Here is a 17823-nt window from a genome sequence, read left to right on the forward strand (position 1 = left end):
ATCGGCCGCCACCCAGTCGGTCTTGGACGCGGCACCCGAGCCCGCAACATGATCAACGGCATGAGTGAACCCACGATCGCGCTGGTGACCGGCGCGAACAAAGGAATCGGATACGAGATCGCGGCGGGCCTGGGCGCCCTCGGCTGGCGAGTCGGGGTGGGCGCGCGGGATCGGCAACGCCGGGAGGCCGCGGTGGAGAAGTTGCGTGCGGCGGGGACCGACGCGTTCGCCGTCCCGCTCGACGTGGCCGACGACGCGAGTGTCGCGGCCGCGGCCGAGTTGATCGCCGATCAGGTCGGCGGGCTCGACGTGCTGGTCAACAATGCCGCGATCGGCGGTGCTCTGCCGCAGACTCCCACCACGGTCGATCCCGCGACGGTGCGAGCCGTGGTGGAGACCAACGTGATCGGCGTCGTCCGGGTCACCAACGCGATGCTGCCCCTGCTGCGCGGCTCGGCGTCACCGCGCATCGTCAACATGTCCAGCAGCGCGGGCTCGCTCGCCCTGCACACCACGCCCGGCATCGACATGGGCCCGATTCCCGTGGCATACCTGGCGTCGAAGACCTTCCTGAACGCCGTCACCATCCAATACGGGAAGGAACTGAGCGACACCAAGATCCTGATCAACTCCGCCTGCCCCGGTTTCACCGCCACCGACCTCACCGATTTCCGTGGCGTCCGCACACCCCGGCAGGGCGCGGCGATCGCGATTCACCTCGCGACCCTGCCCGACGACGGACCGACCGGCGGATTCTTCGACGACGCGGGACCAGTGCCCTGGTGAGGAGAAATCCCGTGCCTCGGCCGGCACACGTGTCGATCTCCGCCGCTCCTGTTCGACCTATGAAGGAGAAGACCGGCAAAGGCCGGAGGACCTACCCGAGGGAGGAAGCGCATGACCGCGAACGATCTCGATGTACTGCTCGGTGCCTGGGAGCTCACCGGGCGCACCCACAAGTCCGACCACGACGACATCACCGGGGAACTCACCGCGACACGCATCCTGGACGGCGGGCTCCTACAGCTCGACGGCAGGATGCGGATCGGGGGCACCGAGATCCACAGCCTGGAACTGATCTGGCCGGACGAGGCCGCCTCCGGGTTCGCCGCGCATGTGTATTCGGGTCCCGGCGCACCGCTGAACTACCGGTGGAGCCGTGAAGGTGACACTCTCGTGCATGCCGGTCTCGGAATGACCTACACCGGCACCATCATCGCCGACGGTGCCACGATCACCGGTTCGTGGTTGCCCGACCCGGATCGTCCGGACATGGCCGAGGCGGCCTACGACGCCACCATGCGCCGGGTCTGAACAGGCGAGGGGTGTGGCGCGCCACCGGCGAAGGTGGTGCTTGGACAAGACGATTGACCCGTTGGTGGTATGTCGCTGATGATTGGGGTGGGCACAGGGCGGCAACTCGTCCCCTGCTCCGACCCGTTCGGGACGGAGTATGCGGGTGGGTGTCGACCCGAAGTCCGTGACGGAACCCCGTCATTCCCGAGGTCGGCGAGGAGCATCGATGAATGCGGCTGATTCTGCTGTGCGCAAGGGCGATCCGAGGCCGTCCGGTGTCAGCGGTGACATCGAGCGATCGGATCGCCCGTGACCGCCGTCAGCTTCACCCGGGGTGGGGCCGTCCTGCGGGGCACCGTGACCGGCGCGGGCCCGACGGTGCTGTTTCTCCATGCCGGGGGTGAGCACCGCGGCGTGTGGGGTCCGGTCGCGTCGCGGGTCGCCGCGGCCGGATTCCGGGCGGTGGCCTTCGATCTGCGGGGTCATGGTGAGAGCACGGGGGAGGCGGTAGATCTTCGCGTGCTCGCTGAGGATGTGGCCGACATGGTGCGGCGCGAGCCGACGCCGGTCGTCGTGGTGGGGGCCTCGGTCGGCGGGCTCGCGGCCATCGCCGCTTTCGGCGAAGCGGATATCGCTCGCCGGGTGGCCGGGCTGGTGCTGGTGGACGTGATTCCGAGATCCGATCCGCATCGGGTGCGTTCCTGGCTCGGCGAGATCGGGCTTCGCGATCGGCATTCCGAGCTCGTGGACGACTGTCTCGCGGCGGGGTCCGCGCTGCACGCGACAGCCGTCGGATCGGACGTGCCCCTCCTGCTCGTGCGCGGTGGCCGGTCGCCGCTGACCGACGCGGAAGTGGACAGTTTTCTCGCCGATCGCGGTGTCCCGGTCTCCTGGGTGCCGGACGCCGGTCATCTCGTCGCGCGGGACGCCCCCACCGAGCTCGCGCGCATCGTCGCACGGCAGGCCACCCTCTGGGTCGCTGGCGCCGGGGTCGTGCAGGACGCGTTCGACCTGCAGCGAGCCCTCGGCGCCGAGAACATCGACCATCCCGGTGGTGCACTGCACGCACACTTGCATCGAGTGCACGACCTCGTGGTCGAGTGGAACGCCGCGCCGCGAACCCGATTGGCCGCGATCTGCCACGCGTCCTACGGCACGGACGGATTCGCGACCGCCCTCCTGCCGACCACCGATCGAGGGCGCCTCGCGGACGTCATCGGGCACGACGCGGAGGCTCTGGTGTACCTCTACGGCGGCTGCGACCGCGACCGGACCTACCGCGATCTCGGGCGACAGCCGCTGGCGGTAGCCGACCGATTCACCGGCGGTTCCCGGCTGGTCCAGGGCGCTGAACTGCATGATTTCGCCGTGCTGACGATCGCCAACGAGCTCGATGTGGCCCGTCACGCGCCGTTGCCGCGATCCACGCGGGCGGGGATCAGGAGCCTCGTCGTCGCACTGGCGAGCTACGCGCCCGAAGAGGCGGCCCGCGCCCTCGCCGACGAAGCGCTCACCTGAGTGACCCGCCGCTACAGGAGTGCGTGGGCGGCGAGGCGGGCCAGACAGGTGTCGACGACGTCGGCGGCCGAGCCGGGCTCGGCTTCGGCGGCCCACCGTTCGGTGCCGAGGCGCACGGCCGTATTGGCCATGGCGGCGGCGAGCGCGACGTCGAGGTCGTCGGGGGAGCGGCCGGTGCGGGCCGCGATGATGGGGATCAGGCTGGCTTCGCAGTCCTGCTGGACGCGCAGCCAGGTCGCTCGCAGGGCGGGGAGTTCGGTGGCGGCACGCAGCAGCGGGTGCAGGAGCTTGTCGGCGACGTCGGCGTCGACCAGGGCCGCGGTGGTGGCGGCACGGTAGGAGCGGCTCAGCGCCTCACGCAGCGACAACTCGGGCGGGCACGCGGCCAGCTCGTCGGCCCAGGCCTGGGTGCCGATGGCCAGCAGCGGGGCGACGACGTCCTCCTTGCCGGAGAAGTACCGGTAGAAGGTCCGCAACCCCATCCCCGCCGACGCGGCGATGTCCTCGACGGTCGTCGCGGCGTAGCCGTTCTCGGCGAAGAGATGGGCCGCGACCATGGCCACCTCGCGCCGGGTGGCCGCTCGGCGGATCTCGTTGAGCGCAGGCCGCCCCGGTGCGGTCGCTGCCTGGTTCCGTTGCCTGGTCACCGGCGCACTATACCCAGCATCGGCGACTTCCTTGCACATCGTGTCATTTCTGGCATATTGTGCCATAAACACCCTGAACGACGAGGAAGAGATCTCATGAACCGTCTCGAACAGCGCCGCATCCTGGTTACCGGAGCGGGATCCGGCATCGGCCAGGCCACCGTGCTCCGCCTGTTGTCCGAGGGAGCGGTCGTCGTCGGTGCCGATGTCAATGCCGAGGGCCTGCAGATGACCGGCAAGCGCGCCGCCGAAGCGGGCACCGACACCCGATTCACCGCCCTCGAGATGAACATCGGCGACGAGTCCGATGTCGTCGCCGGTGTCGCGAGCGCCGTCGAGACCCTCGGTGGGCTCGACGCTCTCGTCAACGCCGCGGGCGTGCTCCGCGCCGCGCATACCCACGAGACGTCCCTGGATCTGTGGAATCAGATCATCAACATCAACCTCACCGGCACGTTCCTGGTGACCCGCGAGGCCCTGCCCGCCCTGCTCGCCAACCCCAGCAGCACCATCGTCAACTTCAGCTCCACCTCGGCGACCTTCGCGCATCCGTACATGGCCGCGTACTCCGCGAGCAAGGGCGGCGTCCAATCCCTCACCCACGTGCTGGCCCTCGAGTACGGCAAGCAGGGCCTGCGCGCGGTGAGCGTGGCCCCCGGCGGCATCAAGTCGGGCATCACCGACGCCACGCCCGGCTACCTCCCGCAGGACTCCGACTGGTCGCTGTTCAGCCGCCTGATCGCCGTTGTCCCGCAGGACAACCCGGAGGAACTGGCCGGTCCGGAGAATGTCGCCGGCGTGATCGCCATGCTCGTCTCCGACGACGGCCGCTTCATCAGTGGCACCGAGATCCGGATCGACGGCGCCGCCCACACCTGATCACTCACCGCTGACAGCCCGCGCTACCCGGCGGCCAGCGCCGGGGTGAGCTCCAGGCGGGGCCAGTCGGCCAGGTCGGCGCGGAGCTGCCGGTCGTGGGTCGCAATCACCACCGCCGCGCCCGTGCCGGTGAGGGCGGCGGTGAGGTCGTCGACGAGCGTGGCCGACAGGTGATTGGTCGGCTCGTCGCACAGCAGCAGTTCCGGGCGGGCGGCGAGGTGGACGGCGAGCTGGAGTCGGCGCTGCTGCCCCTGCGAGAGCCTGCCCACCGGAGTGTGCCGTGCTCGCCGCTCGAGCAGCCCGGTGGCGGCGAGGGGTACCGGCTCGGCGTCGTCGAGCGCGCCGAGGTGGCGGTCGTAGAGCTGCTGGGCCGTCAGCGCGGGGTCCCATGCGGGAACCTCCTGGCCGATCAGCGCGATCCGGGCCGTCGGCCGCCGGTCGACCGCGCCACCGGTCGGGTCGAGCCGACCGGCGAGGACGGCCAGCAGCGTCGATTTGCCTGCCCCGTTGGCCCCGGTCACCAGCAGCCGCTCGCCGGTCACCACCGACACCGTCGCGGGCACGTCGAGGCGGCCCGCCACCGTGACACCCCGCGCGTGCACCAGCGCGGCTCCCGGCCGCACCTGCGGTTCCGGAAAGCGCAGGCGCAGTGGAGGTTCCGGCACGGTGACCGCGTGTGCCGCCAGTGCGTCCCTGCGCCGGTTCAGCGCCTGGACCAGGCCGGGCGCCCGGGACTGGCGCTCGTGCCTGCCGTGTCCCTTCTCCGGGCGCCACCCGGTGCTGAGCCGATCACGGGCCTCGGCGACCGCCTCGCGCAGGCGCGCGTGCTCGGCCGTCTGGTCGGCGTACTCCTGCTCCCAGTGCGCCCGTGCCCGATTCCTGCCGTCCTGCCAGCCCGCGTAGCCGCCGCTGAACAGCCGCGGTCGGCCGTCGAGGCTGGGGTCGAGGTCGAGGAACTCGGTGCCGACGTCGCGAAGCAGCGCCCGGTCGTGGCTCACCACGGCCACCCCACCGGGATGGGTGCGCAGCCGTTCGGTGAGGAACTCGAGACCGGCGCGGTCGAGGTGGTTCGTCGGCTCGTCGAGCAGCATGATGTCCGGCGCCGCGCCGAGCAGACAGGCCAACCGGACGCGCGCGCGTTGGCCCACCGACAGCGTCGCGAGCGCGCGGTCCCGGTCGGTGCACGCGCCGAGGGCGGCCAGGGCGATATCGACGCGGCGTTCGGCGTCCCAGGCGTCGAGCCGGGTGGCGGCGTCGAGCGCGTCGGCGTAGGCGTCATCGGCGCCCGGCCCGCCGTCGGTGAGGGCGAGAGTCGCCGCGTCGAGGGCCCGCAGCGCCCGCAACGCGGGGCCGATCGTCTCCGCGACCAGCGTGCCGACGGTCTCCCCGGCTCGGCAGGGAATGGACTGGCGGGCGATCCCGAGGGTGCCCACCCGGGTGACGGATCCGGCGTCGGGCCGGATCAGCCCGGCCAGGATGTGCAGGAGGGTGGATTTGCCGCGGCCGTTCTCGCCGACGATCGCCAGCCGTGACCGGGCGGCCACGGTGATCGAGGTATCGGTCAGGACCGCACGATCACCGAGGGTGTGATGGACACCGATCGCCCTGATGTGCGCGCTCGCGCCCGCGGGCAGGTCGTCGGCGGATCCGCGGCGTGGCGCGGGGGAATTCGACATGGAGGGCTCCGTCGTTCGAGGAAGGAGCCGGGCAGGGCACAGGAGACACCGCCCGGCAGGACTGCTCGGACGGCGGCGGAAGAAGGGGTGTCAGAAAGGTCCGGTCGCCGCCGTCAGCGGAACGACCAGGGCTTCATCATCGCGGTGCCACACATGGGATCGACCCTAGCGGCGGCGGCGAGGCGTCGGCAACGGAATATCGACGGCGCCCCAGTCACCGCAGAACCCGGGTGACGGCAACTTCTCGGCATTGTCGAGCCGGGAGCGGCTGCCTCAGGGTTGACACGGTGGCGACCACGGCTTTGACTGACCAGGAAGCTGGTTTCACCTCGTTCGACAATGTCTGAGGGGTAGAAATGCGCAGCACATCGTGGGCGGGCCCGGCGCGGCGGTCGGCTGTCGGGCACGGGTTCCGCCTGATAGTGGCACTGATCGGTGCGTGCCTCCTCGCGGTCGCGGGGACTCAGACGGTCTCCGGGCAACCGGTGGCAAACGGCGACGGTACCGGCTTCTCGATTCCCTTCTCCGGAGCGCCCGCCTACGAATACGTCGCGCCGACGCAGCTGACGAGTCCGGACCAGCTCAATCAGCCACTCGGCCAGGAGTGGGCCGACACGATCGCTGGCCAGATCGGTCTGAACAGGGCCGACGCGCTGAGCGAGCAGCAGTATCTCGACCTCACGTCCGGGGGCGGCGTCGGCGGGAACCTCGACGCGGCCGCGGTGATCGTCGCCTGCGTCGAGATCCTCACCAATACCGTCGGCCGCCCCGTCTACTCCGAGATCGACGGGCAGAGCGTGACCTCGGTGCTGGGCAGCTACGGACTGTACGTCAACCCCAGCGGATTGCTGGAGAGCCCGGCCAACGCCGACGCACCGACCCGGCAGGTGAACACCCTCATCGCGCCCGGCGGTTTCGTCGGCAACTGGTTGCGGGACAACGGCGCGCTCCACAGCCTGACCGCGCTCTACCGCTCGGCCTACACGGTCCAGGCCGCGTATGGATTTGCGGCACAGCAGATGTCGGGCGCCGCGCAGCTGGTGACCAACACGAAGGGCGGTGTCAGCGCCGAGGTCGGCATGTCCATGGCGCCGCCACTGTGGATCGTGAACTTCGCCCTGATCTACATCCTGAACCCCACGCTGGCGGCCGGGATGCCCGCCTACTGGGCCCCGATCCCGCCGCAGGTGGCCGAGGCGATCAAGGCGAGCCCCACCGGCCAGGTGCCGTACCGCGACTACGCGGGCTACTTCGGCTGACGGTCGGGTTCGCGCAGGGGCGCGCCGACGCGATGCAGGTGGACGAGCGCCTCCCGGTAGGACGCGACCAGCCCTGTCTCGTGGTACGGGACGCCGATTTCCGCGCAGTAGTCCCGGACGATCACCTGGGCGCGACCCAGATTCGGGGTCGGCATACTCGGGAACAGATGATGCTCGATCTGATAGTTGAGCCCGCCGAGCGCGAGGTCGGTCACGAGGCCACCACGCACGTTGCGGGAGGTCAGGACCTGACGACGGAGAAAGTCCGGACGATCGTCGCCGGTCAGGGTCGGCATGCCCTTGTGGTTCGGGGCGAAGATGCAGCCCATGTACAGGCCGAAAAGTCCCTGGTGCACGGCGATGAAGGCGATGGCTTTGTCGGCGGGCAGCACCGCGAAGACCGCGGTCGCGTACCCGGCGAAATGGCCGAATAGCAGCGCACCCTCCACCACGCGGTGCTTCATCGATCGATTCGCGAGCGCGCGCACGCCGGCCACGTGAAGATTCAAGCCCTCCAGCAGGAGCAGCGGAAAGAACAGGAATGCCTGCGCCCGGCCGATGAGGCGGGGCAGACCGCGGCTGGAGCGTGCCTGCTGCTGTGACCAGACCAGAATGTCGGGCGCGACATCGGGGTCGAGTTCCTCGTGATTGGGATTGGCGTGATGGCGGGTGTGCTTGTCCTGCCACCAGCCGTAGCCGAGACCGATACCGGCATTGCCGACGATGCGGCCCATCACTTCCGTCGGCTGCCGCAGCCGGAAGACCTGGCGATGGGCGACATCGTGCATGACCAACGCGATCTGCGCGAAAGCCACGGCCAGGAAGACGGCGACCAGCAGGGTCCACCAGGAATCACCGACGAGGAAGAACGCCGCCCATCCGCCGACGAAAGCGGTCCCGACGAGGCCGAGCCGGACGGCGTAGTAGCCGGGCCGACGGCGCATCAGCCCGGCCTCGGAAATGCGGCGCAGCAGGCGGGCGTAGTCACCGTCGGCGCCGCGCCGCGGTGCCGGTGGAGAGGAGGCGGGAACCAGGGAGGACGTCGTCATGATCCCGAAGTTATCGGCGGAATTCTCGCCTCTCGTAATCCTGCGGTATGACAACGAATAGGACTGCGGAGTGATCTTTCGGCCCGTGCCGCGAAATTGCACAGTTCGACAACGTCGCCCCCGAATTTCCTCCCGGACGGGGGATCCGGGAGTAACTTTGCAGCTAACCCGCTTTTCCCTCGGCATGAGTGAGGTTCGATCATGAGGGCACCGCGTACTGTTCCCGCCGTCCTCGCGGCACTGCTGTCGGCGGCAGCGGTATCCGCCGGATGTTCGGTTTCGGTCGGCACCGCCACCGTCGACAAGGAGGCGGTGGCCGAGCAGATCAGCACCCAGCTCGCGAACCAGGTGGGCGAGACCCCGGACCAGGTCACCTGCCCCGAGGACCTGAAGGCCGAGAAGGGCGCGACGATGACCTGCACGCTCACCGAGCAGGGCGCCACCTACGACGTGAAGGTGACGGTCACCTCGGTCGAGGGCGACAACACGAAGTTCGACATCGAGGTCGCCGACACGCCCAACTAGCTCAGTCCGCCGCGTGGTCGGCGGCGCGCCCCGCGACGTAGTCGCTCGCCCAGCGGTAGTCGGGTTTGCCGCTGGGGGAGCGGGAGATGGTCTCGGCGACCCAGATCCGATCACCGTCACCTGGTCGCTGACCATCGAGCGGAACGCGGGCTGGACGATCACCGAGGTGGGCAGACTGCAGAACTCTCTGCCGACCGCGAAGTAGCGTGGTCAGTAGGCGATGAAGAGGATCTCGTCGCGCGTGTAGTCGTGATCGGGGTGGTTCGCGGCCAGGTGCGCCTGGGTCTGGGCGACCAGGTCGTCCTCGTTGTCGGCGTTGATCTGGGTACCGCAGGGGCAGTTGAGGCGAGTCTTCATCACGTGTCTCCTGTGCCGGTCACTGTCCGGCGATCTGCTGGACGGTAGTCCGGAGTGTATTCCAATTGCTGTGTTAGCGTGAGTCATGGGACCCGTAGACGAGATCTCCGCCGAGGCCGGTGCGCTGTTCGCGCTCGCCGACCAGGTCACCGGATTCATGCCGGCAGACGAGGGGCGCGCGCTCTACGCCGCCGCCCGCGACTACGCGGGGACGGGAACCATTCTGGAAATCGGTACCTACTGTGGCAAGTCGGCGATCTATCTGGGCGCCGCGGCCCGTGCGACCGGCGCGACCGTCGTCACCGTCGATCATCACCGTGGCTCGGAGGAGCACCAACCGGGCTGGGAGTACCACGACACGAGTCTGGTCGACCCCGAGACCGGTGTCTTCGATACCGTGACGGCGTTCCGGCGCACCATGGTGCGGGCCGGCCTGACCGACACAGTCACCGCGATCATCGGGTCCTCCACCGCCGCCGCGCGCCTCTGGCGTACGCCGCTGACCATGCTCTTCATCGACGGTGGCCACACCGAGGAGGCCGCCCGGCGCGACTACGACAACTGGGTGCATTGGATCGCGGGCGGTGGGCTCCTGGCGATCCACGACGTCTTCCCCGACCCCGCCGACGGCGGGCAGGCCCCGTTCGGCATCTACCGACGTGCGCTCGACAGCGGCAAGTTCCGCGAGCTCTCGGTGACCGGGTCGCTGCGCATCCTGCAGCGCGTCGCCGCGTGCGGCTAGCGGTCGACGGCGTCGCGGAGGATGCCGTTGGCGGCTCAGGGCGTCGACGGCGGCCGCGGTCCACGTGGTGCGTTCCTCCGGCCGGCGCTTGCCGTCGGTGCACACCAGGCCGGTCCGATAGGATCCGTCGGGATCGCGCAGGTGCTGCATCGCGGTGAAAAGCTCGGTCGCCGTGGCGGTGTCGCCGATCGCGCCGAGGGCGAGGACCGGTTGGCAGGTCTCGGCACCGGTGACCCAGGGCGCCTCGGCTACCCAGCGGATGCCGAGATCCGAGTCGACGAACTCCTCCCGCCGCCGCGCGATCCGCACGTGGTCCCACGGATCGGTGTGCCCGCCGGTGAACCAGGAGATCACCCCGTCGGGTTCCTGTGCGGCGGTGATGGTGTCGGCGGTGTGGCCGCGCCGAGACGACCCCGGGACGGCGGAGAGGGCCGGGGTCACCGGCGCACCGCCGGCTTCGTGAAGTAGAGGGCGACGGACTTGCCGACGAGCGGGTTGAGCAGGCGTTCGGCGGTGCGGGTGAGCGCGGGCATCGACATCATGTCCCACACCAACAGCCGGTGTCAGGCGCGTACCAGCGCGTTGTTGTCGTCGCGCACGCCGACCGCGCACTCTTGGTGGACGTAGCGCAGCCCGCGCGCCACCGGGTTTCACGATCCGGGCGAGCTCGGCGATCGCGCGGTCGTCGGCGGGAACGTGCTCGAGGATCGCCGAGGCGATCACCACGTCGAACTCGCCGTCGCCGTAGGGTAGGTCGAGCGCGTCGCCGCGCACGGTCTCGGTCTTGGCGTACCGGGCGCCGCACCCACTGCGGCCATGGCCTCGAACATGGCGTCCAACTGCGCCAGGTCGTCCGTGTTCTGGTCGAAGGCCACCACGTCGGCGCCGCGACGGTAGGCCTGGACCGCGTGCCGTCCGGCCCCGCAGCCGACTTCGATCACCCGGAACCGGGTCCGACGCCCAAGCGATCGAAGTCGACGGTCAGCATGGATCCTCCGGGTGGGGCTGGTCATGGCCTCGACCGCTGGTCCGCGCCGACATGGCCAAGCGTCCTACGAGAAGGTCGCCGACCGCATCGAGCGCGCCGCCCTGCGTATCCTGCGGGTCCCATAGGCGACAGCCTCAGATGTGCGCGCCCCCGTCCACCTGGATGGTGGTGCCGGTGATGAACGCCGCGTCGTCGGAGGCCGCCATCGCCACCACACCCGCCACCATCTCGGGCGAGCCGAGCAGTGGTCCGATGGCCGGGGCCATCTTGCTCAGCAGCCCGGCGTCGATATCGGCCGGAACATCGGTGAGGCTGTAGGTCATCGGTGTCTCGATGCCGCCCGGTGAGACGCACACCGCGCGCAGGCCGTGCTTGCTGTACTCCAAAGCCAGTGTGCGGGTGAACGATTCCAGCCCACCCTTACTCGCGGCGTACGCGGCGCGGTAAGGCGCGGCATAGGTGGCCGCGCTGGAACTGATGTTGACCACTACCGCGTGTTCGCTCTCCAGCAGCGCGGGGAGCGCGGCACGGGTGACCAGGAAGGGGCCGGTGAGGTTGGTGCCGAGCACGGTGTTCCACAGCTCGATGCCGGTCTCGTGCAGATGGGACAGCCGGATGATCCCGGCGGCGTTGACGAGGACGTCGAGCCCGTCGGCGGACAGTCTCGGCACCACCTCCGCGACCGCGACGTCGTCGGTGACATCGAGGATCTCGTAGCTGAACCGTTCGGCCGCACCGTGATCGGCCGCCAGCTGCCGGGTCTTCGCCAGCGCCGCGGCGGTGCGCCCCACCCCGGTCACCACCGCGCCCTCCGCGAGCAGGCGCGCGACGATGGCCTGGCCGATGCCCGAGCCGGCGCCGGTGACGAGCGCGCGGCGCCCGGCGAGGCGATTCACCGGGCCTCCACGATCGCGACCGGTCCGGACGCGGGCAGCCGGTCGAGATCGCCAGGTTCGGCGACCACGTCCACCGGGAACGGCTGGACGGCGGGCGGCGGCAGCCCCGGGCCGACCACCAGCCCGCCCCGGACGTCGAGCCGGTCCATTTCCTGGATGATCGGCTCGTAGCGGGCGGGCAGCAGATTGTTGTGCCACACGAAATCCCGCACCTCGGCCGCCGTGGTGAGACTGCGCTGCGACACCGGGGAGCACACCGGGATGCGCGGATCCTGAAAAGTCATGCCGCTCACGAACTCCCGCATGAAATCGGCGGCGTACTGCTGCAAGGGGGAGTGGAACGCGCCCTGGTATGCGTCCAGCACGAACATGTGCCGGGCGTCGGCCGCGGCCTCGATCTCCGCGTGGAGCTCGCGCAGCGCCGCGGTGTATCCCGACAGCACGAAGGAGCGGTTCACGCCGTCGATGGGTCCGGTGTCGACGGCCAGGTACAGCCCGGGTCGTGCCTGCCCGTAGTAGCGCTCGGGCACGTCCTCGATCGGCACCGACAGCAGCGCCATGCCCTGGGCCGCGATATCGTCCGGTCTCGGCACCAGTCGTCGATGGCGCAGCATCCCGAACAGTTCGTGCCGCTGCACCGCCCCGGCCACACAGGTGCTGATCAACGCTCCCAGGCTCAGGCCGCCCGTCGCCACCACCTCCACACCCCGGGCGGAGAGATCGTCGGCCAGGCCCAGATTCAGCGCGGCCTGTCGTAGGGCGCCGATGCTGTGCCGGTCCTCGGGCGTGCCGAGCAGTTCCGCGTCCGGATGCCGGCCGCGCAGGATGTCCACGGACAATCCGGTGCACTCGGCCGCCTCGTCGTAGGCCTTCTCCACCGCCGGGCAGGTTCGGCAGAATTCGTCGATCGTCTCCGGCGTCGCACTGACCTGACCGCCGAACAAGTAAGCAAACCTCATCACCCATCGAATACAGCAAGCGGGCCGGGGCACCGGCAAGAGCGCCGCCGGACCACCTCTCAGCCGCCTCCCGGCCGGTGGTACCCCTGGCGAGTAGTACTACCGCGCGGGTTCAGGGGCGCAGCTCGGCGAGGAAATCGCGGAGCAGTTCGTGGAATTCGTCCGCGTGGGTGAGGTTGACGGTGTGCTCCGCGCCCGCCACGGTGTGGAACCGCACCGGCCCGCCCAGGCCCTCGGCCAGGGCGGTCATCGCCTCCGCGGCGAACGCCGGGTCGGAGGCGCCGCGCACGAGCAGCGCGGGACAGTCGATGTCGCCGAGCAGGTCCGCGATCGAGTCGACATTGACCAGGGCGTCGGCGGCGGGCGCGACCCGGCGGCGGTCACCACTGAGCCATTTGTCCAGCCACCGTTGATGATCGGTGCGATCGTTGCCGATCACCAGCCCCGCGATCATCTTCGCGATGGCCGCGAGCGGGCTCGTCCCCACCCAGGCGTCGGTGACCTGCCGGAACCCGACCCGCTGCGGCTCGGAGAACTCCCGCGCCGAGGTGCCGACGAGGGCGAGCCCCGCCACCCGTGGCGGACTGAGCAACGCCATGCGCAGCGCGATGAAACCACCCTGCCCCACGCCGCCGGCCACCACCCGGTCCAGCCCGAGATGGTCGGCGACCGCCCAGGCGTCGCGGGCCAGATCCCAGAAACTGAAGACGGTGTCGGGGCTCTCGGTCAGCCCGTGGCAGCGCGCGTCCACCGCCACGACCCGGTACTCCGGCGCGAGCGCGGCCAGCTGGTCGTCGAACATCTCGTGGTCCATCAGGAAGGAATGGCCGAGGATCAGCGCGGGACCGTCGCCGCCGCTGTCGACGAAGTGGACTTTCGCGCCCGCGGAGATCGCGTACGGCACAACCGTGGCTCCTGTCAGTCGTGCGACCCCCTGGGGGTCGCAGCCTAACAAGAGCCCGGTCGGCCGCCGGTCACCACCGCACGGGTAACTCCCGCACGCCGCCGGTGAAAGTGGTTGTGCGCAATGATATTTCGGACGGATCCACCGCCAGTTCCAGAGTCGGGAACCGGGTCACGAGCTGCCGGAAGACGGTCTGCAGTTCGATCCGGGCCAGCGGTGCGCCGACGCAGTGCCGCAGCCCGTGGCCGAAGGTGACGTGCGCCGCGCCGGTGCGGGTCACGTCGAACCGGTCCGGATCGGGGAAGACCGCCGGATCGTGATTGGCGGAGTCCAGGTCCAGCAGCACCAGGTCCCCCCTGCGGACCGGGCACCCGTCGAGTTCGGCGTCGTCGCGGGCGTACCGGGGAATCCGGGGCATCGGCGCGACGCGCAGCAGTTCCTCGATCGCGGTCGGTACCAGGTCCGGATCGCGCACCAGCGCCTGCCATTGCTCCGGGTTCTCCAGCAGGCGCTTCACCCCGAGACCGATCTCCACGACGGTCGTCTCGTGCCCGCCGAACAGCAGCCCCAGACCCAGCATCGCGATGCCGTGATCGCCCAGGTCGCCCCGGGCGCACAGCCGGGCGAGGACATCGTCGCCGCCGGTGGCCTTCTTCCGCTCGATCAAGGTCAGGAAGTAGGCGAACAGCCCGGCCACGCCCTCCTGCACCTTCACGGTGTCGACCTGCTCGGACAGGCCCTCGGTCCAGGTACGGAACTGGTCGCGATCCTCGTAGGGCACGCCGAGCAGCTCGCAGATGACCAGCAGCGGCAGCGGCACCGCCACGGCGGTGTGCAGGTCGGCGGGTGAGCCGGTGGCGGCCATCTCGTCGAACAGGGCGGTGGTGAGCTCCTCGATCCGGGGCGTGAGATCGCGCATGCGCCGCGGGGAGAAGTACGGCACCACCAGCTCCCGCAGGCGCGCTTGATCGGCCGGCTCGGTGTCGAAGTTGCCCATCGGTCCGCCGAAGAACATCGAGTCCGAGGCGCGCGCGGCGGTCTCGGGAGTGGGATGGGCGCGGCCCAGCCGGGGATCGGCGTAGAGCTTGCGGACCTGGGCGTGACCGGTGGCGACCCAGCCCTCATGGCCGAGCGCGGTGGTGGTCCGGTGCAGGGTCGTGGTGACGGGGCACCGGGCGGAGGTCGACTCCGTGGTCATCGCGGACTCCTTTCTCACCAGGCCACCGGCAGGGCGAGCAGGCCGCTGGTCGCGACATCGTCGCGCCGGGGCAGAGTCTCCGGGTCCGCGTCCAACCGGAGGGTCGGGAAGCGCTGCGTCAGTTGCCCGAACACCGCTTGCAGCTCGACCCGGGCCAGCGGCGCGCCCAGGCAGTAGCGCGGGCCATAGCCGAAACCGAGGTGCGCGCCCTGCTGGCGCAGGATGTCGACCTTGCGCGAATCGGTGTAGACGGTCGGATCGTGATTGGCCGAATCCACATCGAGCAGCAGGAGTTCCCCGGTCTTCACCTCGACGCCCTCGATCACCAGATCGGTGCGCGCGTAACGGGCGAATCCGGTCGACTTGTGCACCCGGAGCAGTTCCTCGACCGCCTGGGGCACCAGTTCCGGTCGCCGCACCAGCAGCTGCCACTGATCCGGCTGGCGCAGCAGTGCCAGTGTGCCCAAACCGATCTCGACCACCGAGGTCTCGTGCCCGGCCAGCAGCAGGCCCAGCGCGAGGGTGGCGATCACGTCGTCGCTGATGTCCTCGACCTCGCACAGCTTCGACAGCACGCCCGGACCGGGCTCCTTGCGCTTGCGCTCGACGAGTTCCTTGCAGTACAGGAACCATTCCGCGCCGGCCCGTGAAGCCTTCGCGGCGTCGTACTTGTCGAACAGACCGGCGGTCCACTCCCGGATCATGCCGCGGTCGTCGTAGGGCACCCCGAGCAGTTCGCTGATCACCAGCAGCGGCAGCGGTACCGCCAGCGCCTCGTGCAGATCGGCGGGCGAGCCGTTGGCCGCCATCTCGTCCAGCAGCTCGGTGGTGTAGGCCTCCACCTGGGGTTGCAGGGCTCGCATCGCGCGCGGGGCGAAGAACGGGTTGAGCAACTCCCGCATCCGGGCGTTGTCGGCGGGTTCGGTCTCGAAATTGCCCAGGGGAGCGCCGAAGAACGGTGAGGCGGTGGTCCGGGCGGCGGTCTCCGGCGTCGGATGCGAACGGCCGAGCCGGGGGTCGGTGAACAGCTTCTTGACCCGGTCGTAGCCGCAGACCTGCCAGGCCGGATCACCGGTGAGGGTCTGGACCCGCTGGATCGGGCAGGCGAGCTGGGGTGCGTCGGTGGTCATCACTCACTCCTATATGTTCGCTTGTACAAGCGAAGTTAAACATAAGAAGTTGTACCATTCGACTTGAACAAGGAGGTAGGTCCGTGGCCGCCAGCAGCACACCCGCGCCGAGCCGTCGCATGCCGCGCGCCGAACGGCGTGAGCAGATCCTCGAAGCGGCCACGCGGGTATTGGCGCGCAACGGATTCGGCGCGACCAGCCTCGAACAGATCGCGGCCGAGGCGGGCATCACCCACGTCATCCTGTACCGGCACTTCGCGTCCAAGGCCGACCTGTTCCGGGCGGTGCTCGAGCGGGCCTACACCCGGCTCGGCGACACCATGGGGACCGAGCACCCCGGCGGCTCCAGCCTGCCCGCGCTGCTCGCCGCCGCGACCGCCGATCCCGACGCCTTCCGGCTGCTGTTCCGGCATGCGGTGCAGGAGCCGGACTTTCGCGACATCACCGATCTGGTGCGCGGCTATTCGACCGTGGTCGCGCAGCGGTATCTCACCCAGACGATCCCGGAGGGGCCCTGGCAGGACTGGGCGACACAGGTGATTCCCGGCTTCATCCTGGACGCCGTCATCGCCTGGCTGGACGTGGGCCGCCCCGATCCCGAGGGCGCCGCCGCGCGCATCGGGCGGGCCGCGCTGGCACTGATCGAGATTGCGAAAGACGGTGCGGCCGCGCGAGAGTGAGCCGGACCAGAGGAGGATCATGCACGGGCCAGGGGTGCCGACACTCGCCGACTTCGTCCGCGCCCATCGGCGCGCGACCGGTCCGGACCGACCGCGCGGCATGAGTCGCCAGCAGCTGGCCACGGCCATCCACTCCAGTGTCGGCTACATCGCCAAGATCGAGCAGGGCGGTGCGAGCAATCCCAGTCCGTCGGTGCTCGACGCGCTCGCCGAGGTCTTCGCCCTCGACGGCGACGAGCGCGCGCACCTGTATCACCTGGCGCAGCAACGGTTCCGGCGTCCCGCCGCCGCGCATCCCCGGCATCTCGAGCCGGAACTGCGCACCACCGTGGACGCCATGAGCCCGCATCTGGCGGCCGTGCTGAACGGCGGCTGGGACGTGATCGGCGCCAATGCCGCCTTCGACGCGGCCCTGCCGGGGTTGCTGGCCAAGGGCAACCTGCTGCGCTGGCTGTTCACCGATCCGCGGGCCCGCCTGGTGATCGAGGAGTGGGAACGCGAGGCGACCGTGATCACCGGCTGCTTCCGCGGCTACGCCGGGCGCGTCGGCGACCGCGACGACCTGCGGAACCTGCTGAGCGAGCTGGGCGGCCAGCCCGACTTCCAGCGACTCTGGCGCGCGGGCCGGGTGTATCTGGACCGGCGCGACCCCGCCGTCCGGCTGCGGAACCGAAAGACCGGTCAGCCCTTCGGAATACGGGTCCAGCAGTTCAGTACCCCACTGCCGCACCCGAATCGGCTGCTGCTGGTGGGTTTGGTCGACTTGTAGGTATCCATGACGATTTCCCGAATTCTACGGAGAAAATCAAGAACTCCCGCGAAGTGAACCCGCCGCGATCTGCCTGTGATCTGATCGAGATGTCCCCGAGATGGGGGCGATCAGAAAGAATGCAATCGAGGTTGACTGTATGAATTCCAGAACTGCCCGTCCGCTCGCCGTCGCTGTGCTGGCGTTGTCCGCCTGCGCCCTGGGTGCGGGAACCGCCACCGCGGCGGCCCCGGCTCCGGTGGCGGGGTCGGTCGAGGTGTGCCTGCCCCTGCCGGTCGGTCCGCTCGAGGTGAGCTTGTGCTTGTGATCCGCTAGCCGGAATGTCTCCGGTGGTGGTGGAACCGTCCGTAA

19 protein-coding genes and 2 pseudogenes are annotated in these 17823 nt (G+C 69.7%); 10 read left to right on the plus strand and 11 right to left on the minus strand.

Annotated elements, in window-relative coordinates; genetic code table 11:
- Positions 1 to 60: 60 nt before the first annotated feature.
- The 3 genes from ACFYWJ_RS20905 to ACFYWJ_RS20915 all read left to right on the plus strand — a co-directional run bounded on the left by ACFYWJ_RS20905 (position 61) and on the right by ACFYWJ_RS20915 (position 2814).
- Positions 61 to 786 (plus strand): SDR family NAD(P)-dependent oxidoreductase, encoded by a 726-nt coding sequence (locus ACFYWJ_RS20905; protein WP_355272556.1) that lies wholly within the window; start codon positions 61 to 63, stop codon positions 784 to 786.
- Positions 787 to 897: 111 nt separating this feature from the next.
- Positions 898 to 1314, plus strand: a complete 417-nt coding sequence (locus ACFYWJ_RS20910) for a hypothetical protein (protein WP_355272554.1) — start codon at positions 898 to 900, stop codon at positions 1312 to 1314.
- Positions 1315 to 1605: 291 nt separating this feature from the next.
- Complete coding sequence (locus ACFYWJ_RS20915) at positions 1606 to 2814, plus strand: alpha/beta fold hydrolase (protein ID WP_355272552.1); 1209 nt, start codon at positions 1606 to 1608, stop codon at positions 2812 to 2814.
- Between the two features lie 11 nt (positions 2815 to 2825).
- Here ACFYWJ_RS20915 and ACFYWJ_RS20920 read toward each other — a convergent pair whose 3' ends face one another.
- Positions 2826 to 3461, minus strand: a complete 636-nt coding sequence (locus ACFYWJ_RS20920; protein ID WP_355272550.1) for a TetR family transcriptional regulator — start codon at positions 3459 to 3461, stop codon at positions 2826 to 2828.
- Positions 3462 to 3557: 96 nt separating this feature from the next.
- Between ACFYWJ_RS20920 and ACFYWJ_RS20925 the strand changes: the two genes are divergently transcribed.
- On the plus strand, positions 3558 to 4340 hold the full coding sequence (locus ACFYWJ_RS20925) for an SDR family oxidoreductase (RefSeq protein WP_355272548.1): 783 nt from the start codon (positions 3558 to 3560) through the stop codon (positions 4338 to 4340).
- Between the two features lie 23 nt (positions 4341 to 4363).
- On the opposite strand, the gene ACFYWJ_RS20930 is transcribed toward ACFYWJ_RS20925, so the two are convergent.
- Positions 4364 to 6016, minus strand: a complete 1653-nt coding sequence (locus ACFYWJ_RS20930; protein WP_355272546.1) for an ABC-F family ATP-binding cassette domain-containing protein — start codon at positions 6014 to 6016, stop codon at positions 4364 to 4366.
- Between the two features lie 356 nt (positions 6017 to 6372).
- On the opposite strand from ACFYWJ_RS20930, the gene ACFYWJ_RS20935 reads away from it, so the two are divergent.
- Complete coding sequence (locus ACFYWJ_RS20935) at positions 6373 to 7275, plus strand: hypothetical protein (RefSeq protein WP_355272544.1); 903 nt, start codon at positions 6373 to 6375, stop codon at positions 7273 to 7275.
- Here ACFYWJ_RS20935 and ACFYWJ_RS20940 read toward each other — a convergent pair.
- Positions 7263 to 8324, minus strand: a complete 1062-nt coding sequence (locus tag ACFYWJ_RS20940; protein WP_355272542.1) for an acyl-CoA desaturase — start codon at positions 8322 to 8324, stop codon at positions 7263 to 7265. The genes ACFYWJ_RS20935 and ACFYWJ_RS20940 overlap by 13 nt on opposite strands.
- Before the next feature lie 201 nt (positions 8325 to 8525).
- Here ACFYWJ_RS20940 and ACFYWJ_RS20945 point away from each other — a divergent pair, with 201 nt between their 5' ends.
- On the plus strand, positions 8526 to 8849 hold the full coding sequence (locus tag ACFYWJ_RS20945; RefSeq protein ID WP_355272541.1) for a DUF4333 domain-containing protein: 324 nt from the start codon (positions 8526 to 8528) through the stop codon (positions 8847 to 8849).
- A gap of 210 nt (positions 8850 to 9059) precedes the next feature.
- Here the strand turns inward: ACFYWJ_RS20945 and ACFYWJ_RS20950 are convergent, their stop codons facing one another.
- A complete protein-coding gene (locus tag ACFYWJ_RS20950; RefSeq protein ID WP_355272539.1) occupies positions 9060 to 9206 on the minus strand; it encodes a DUF1059 domain-containing protein in 147 nt (48 codons plus the stop codon).
- 85 nt (positions 9207 to 9291) lie between these two features.
- On the opposite strand from ACFYWJ_RS20950, the gene ACFYWJ_RS20955 reads away from it, so the two are divergent.
- Positions 9292 to 9948, plus strand: coding sequence for a class I SAM-dependent methyltransferase (locus ACFYWJ_RS20955; protein ID WP_355272537.1), 657 nt, complete (start codon positions 9292 to 9294; stop codon positions 9946 to 9948).
- Positions 9949 to 9981: 33 nt separating this feature from the next.
- Here the strand turns inward: ACFYWJ_RS20955 and ACFYWJ_RS20960 are convergent.
- The 7 genes and pseudogenes from ACFYWJ_RS20960 to ACFYWJ_RS20990 all read right to left on the minus strand — a co-directional run.
- A pseudogene (locus tag ACFYWJ_RS20960) lies at positions 9982 to 10254 on the minus strand (prenyltransferase); the annotation flags it as partial.
- A 131-nt stretch (positions 10255 to 10385) separates the two neighbouring features.
- A pseudogene (locus ACFYWJ_RS20965) lies at positions 10386 to 10936 on the minus strand (class I SAM-dependent methyltransferase).
- A 134-nt stretch (positions 10937 to 11070) separates the two neighbouring features.
- Positions 11071 to 11832 (minus strand): SDR family oxidoreductase, encoded by a 762-nt coding sequence (locus ACFYWJ_RS20970; protein WP_355272536.1) that lies wholly within the window; start codon positions 11830 to 11832, stop codon positions 11071 to 11073.
- On the minus strand, positions 11829 to 12791 hold the full coding sequence (locus ACFYWJ_RS20975) for a hypothetical protein (protein WP_355272535.1): 963 nt from the start codon (positions 12789 to 12791) through the stop codon (positions 11829 to 11831). Before ACFYWJ_RS20975 ends, ACFYWJ_RS20970 begins: the two co-directional genes overlap by 4 nt.
- Before the next feature lie 112 nt (positions 12792 to 12903).
- Positions 12904 to 13695, minus strand: coding sequence for an alpha/beta fold hydrolase (locus ACFYWJ_RS20980; RefSeq protein ID WP_355272533.1), 792 nt, complete (start codon positions 13693 to 13695; stop codon positions 12904 to 12906).
- Positions 13696 to 13765: 70 nt separating this feature from the next.
- Complete coding sequence (locus ACFYWJ_RS20985) at positions 13766 to 14893, minus strand: cytochrome P450 (protein ID WP_355272531.1); 1128 nt, start codon at positions 14891 to 14893, stop codon at positions 13766 to 13768.
- Positions 14894 to 14907: 14 nt separating this feature from the next.
- Entirely contained in the window at positions 14908 to 16023 is a 1116-nt protein-coding gene (locus ACFYWJ_RS20990; RefSeq protein ID WP_355272529.1) for a cytochrome P450, read from the minus strand.
- Between the two features lie 83 nt (positions 16024 to 16106).
- On the opposite strand from ACFYWJ_RS20990, the gene ACFYWJ_RS20995 reads away from it, so the two are divergent.
- From ACFYWJ_RS20995 to ACFYWJ_RS21005, 3 genes are all read left to right on the plus strand, one after another.
- A complete protein-coding gene (locus ACFYWJ_RS20995) occupies positions 16107 to 16703 on the plus strand; it encodes a TetR/AcrR family transcriptional regulator (protein ID WP_355272527.1) in 597 nt (198 codons plus the stop codon).
- A 19-nt stretch (positions 16704 to 16722) separates the two neighbouring features.
- A complete protein-coding gene (locus ACFYWJ_RS21000; RefSeq protein ID WP_355272525.1) occupies positions 16723 to 17472 on the plus strand; it encodes a helix-turn-helix transcriptional regulator in 750 nt (249 codons plus the stop codon).
- 139 nt (positions 17473 to 17611) lie between these two features.
- The gene (locus ACFYWJ_RS21005) at positions 17612 to 17779 is read left to right on the plus strand and encodes a hypothetical protein (protein ID WP_355272523.1); all 168 of its coding nucleotides are present in this window, start codon (positions 17612 to 17614) and stop codon (positions 17777 to 17779) included.
- The last annotated feature ends 44 nt before the right edge of the window (positions 17780 to 17823 follow it).

Origin of the sequence: Nocardia sp. NPDC003269, from assembly GCF_042888005.1 — a bacterium.
Classification (GTDB): domain Bacteria; phylum Actinomycetota; class Actinomycetes; order Mycobacteriales; family Mycobacteriaceae; genus Nocardia.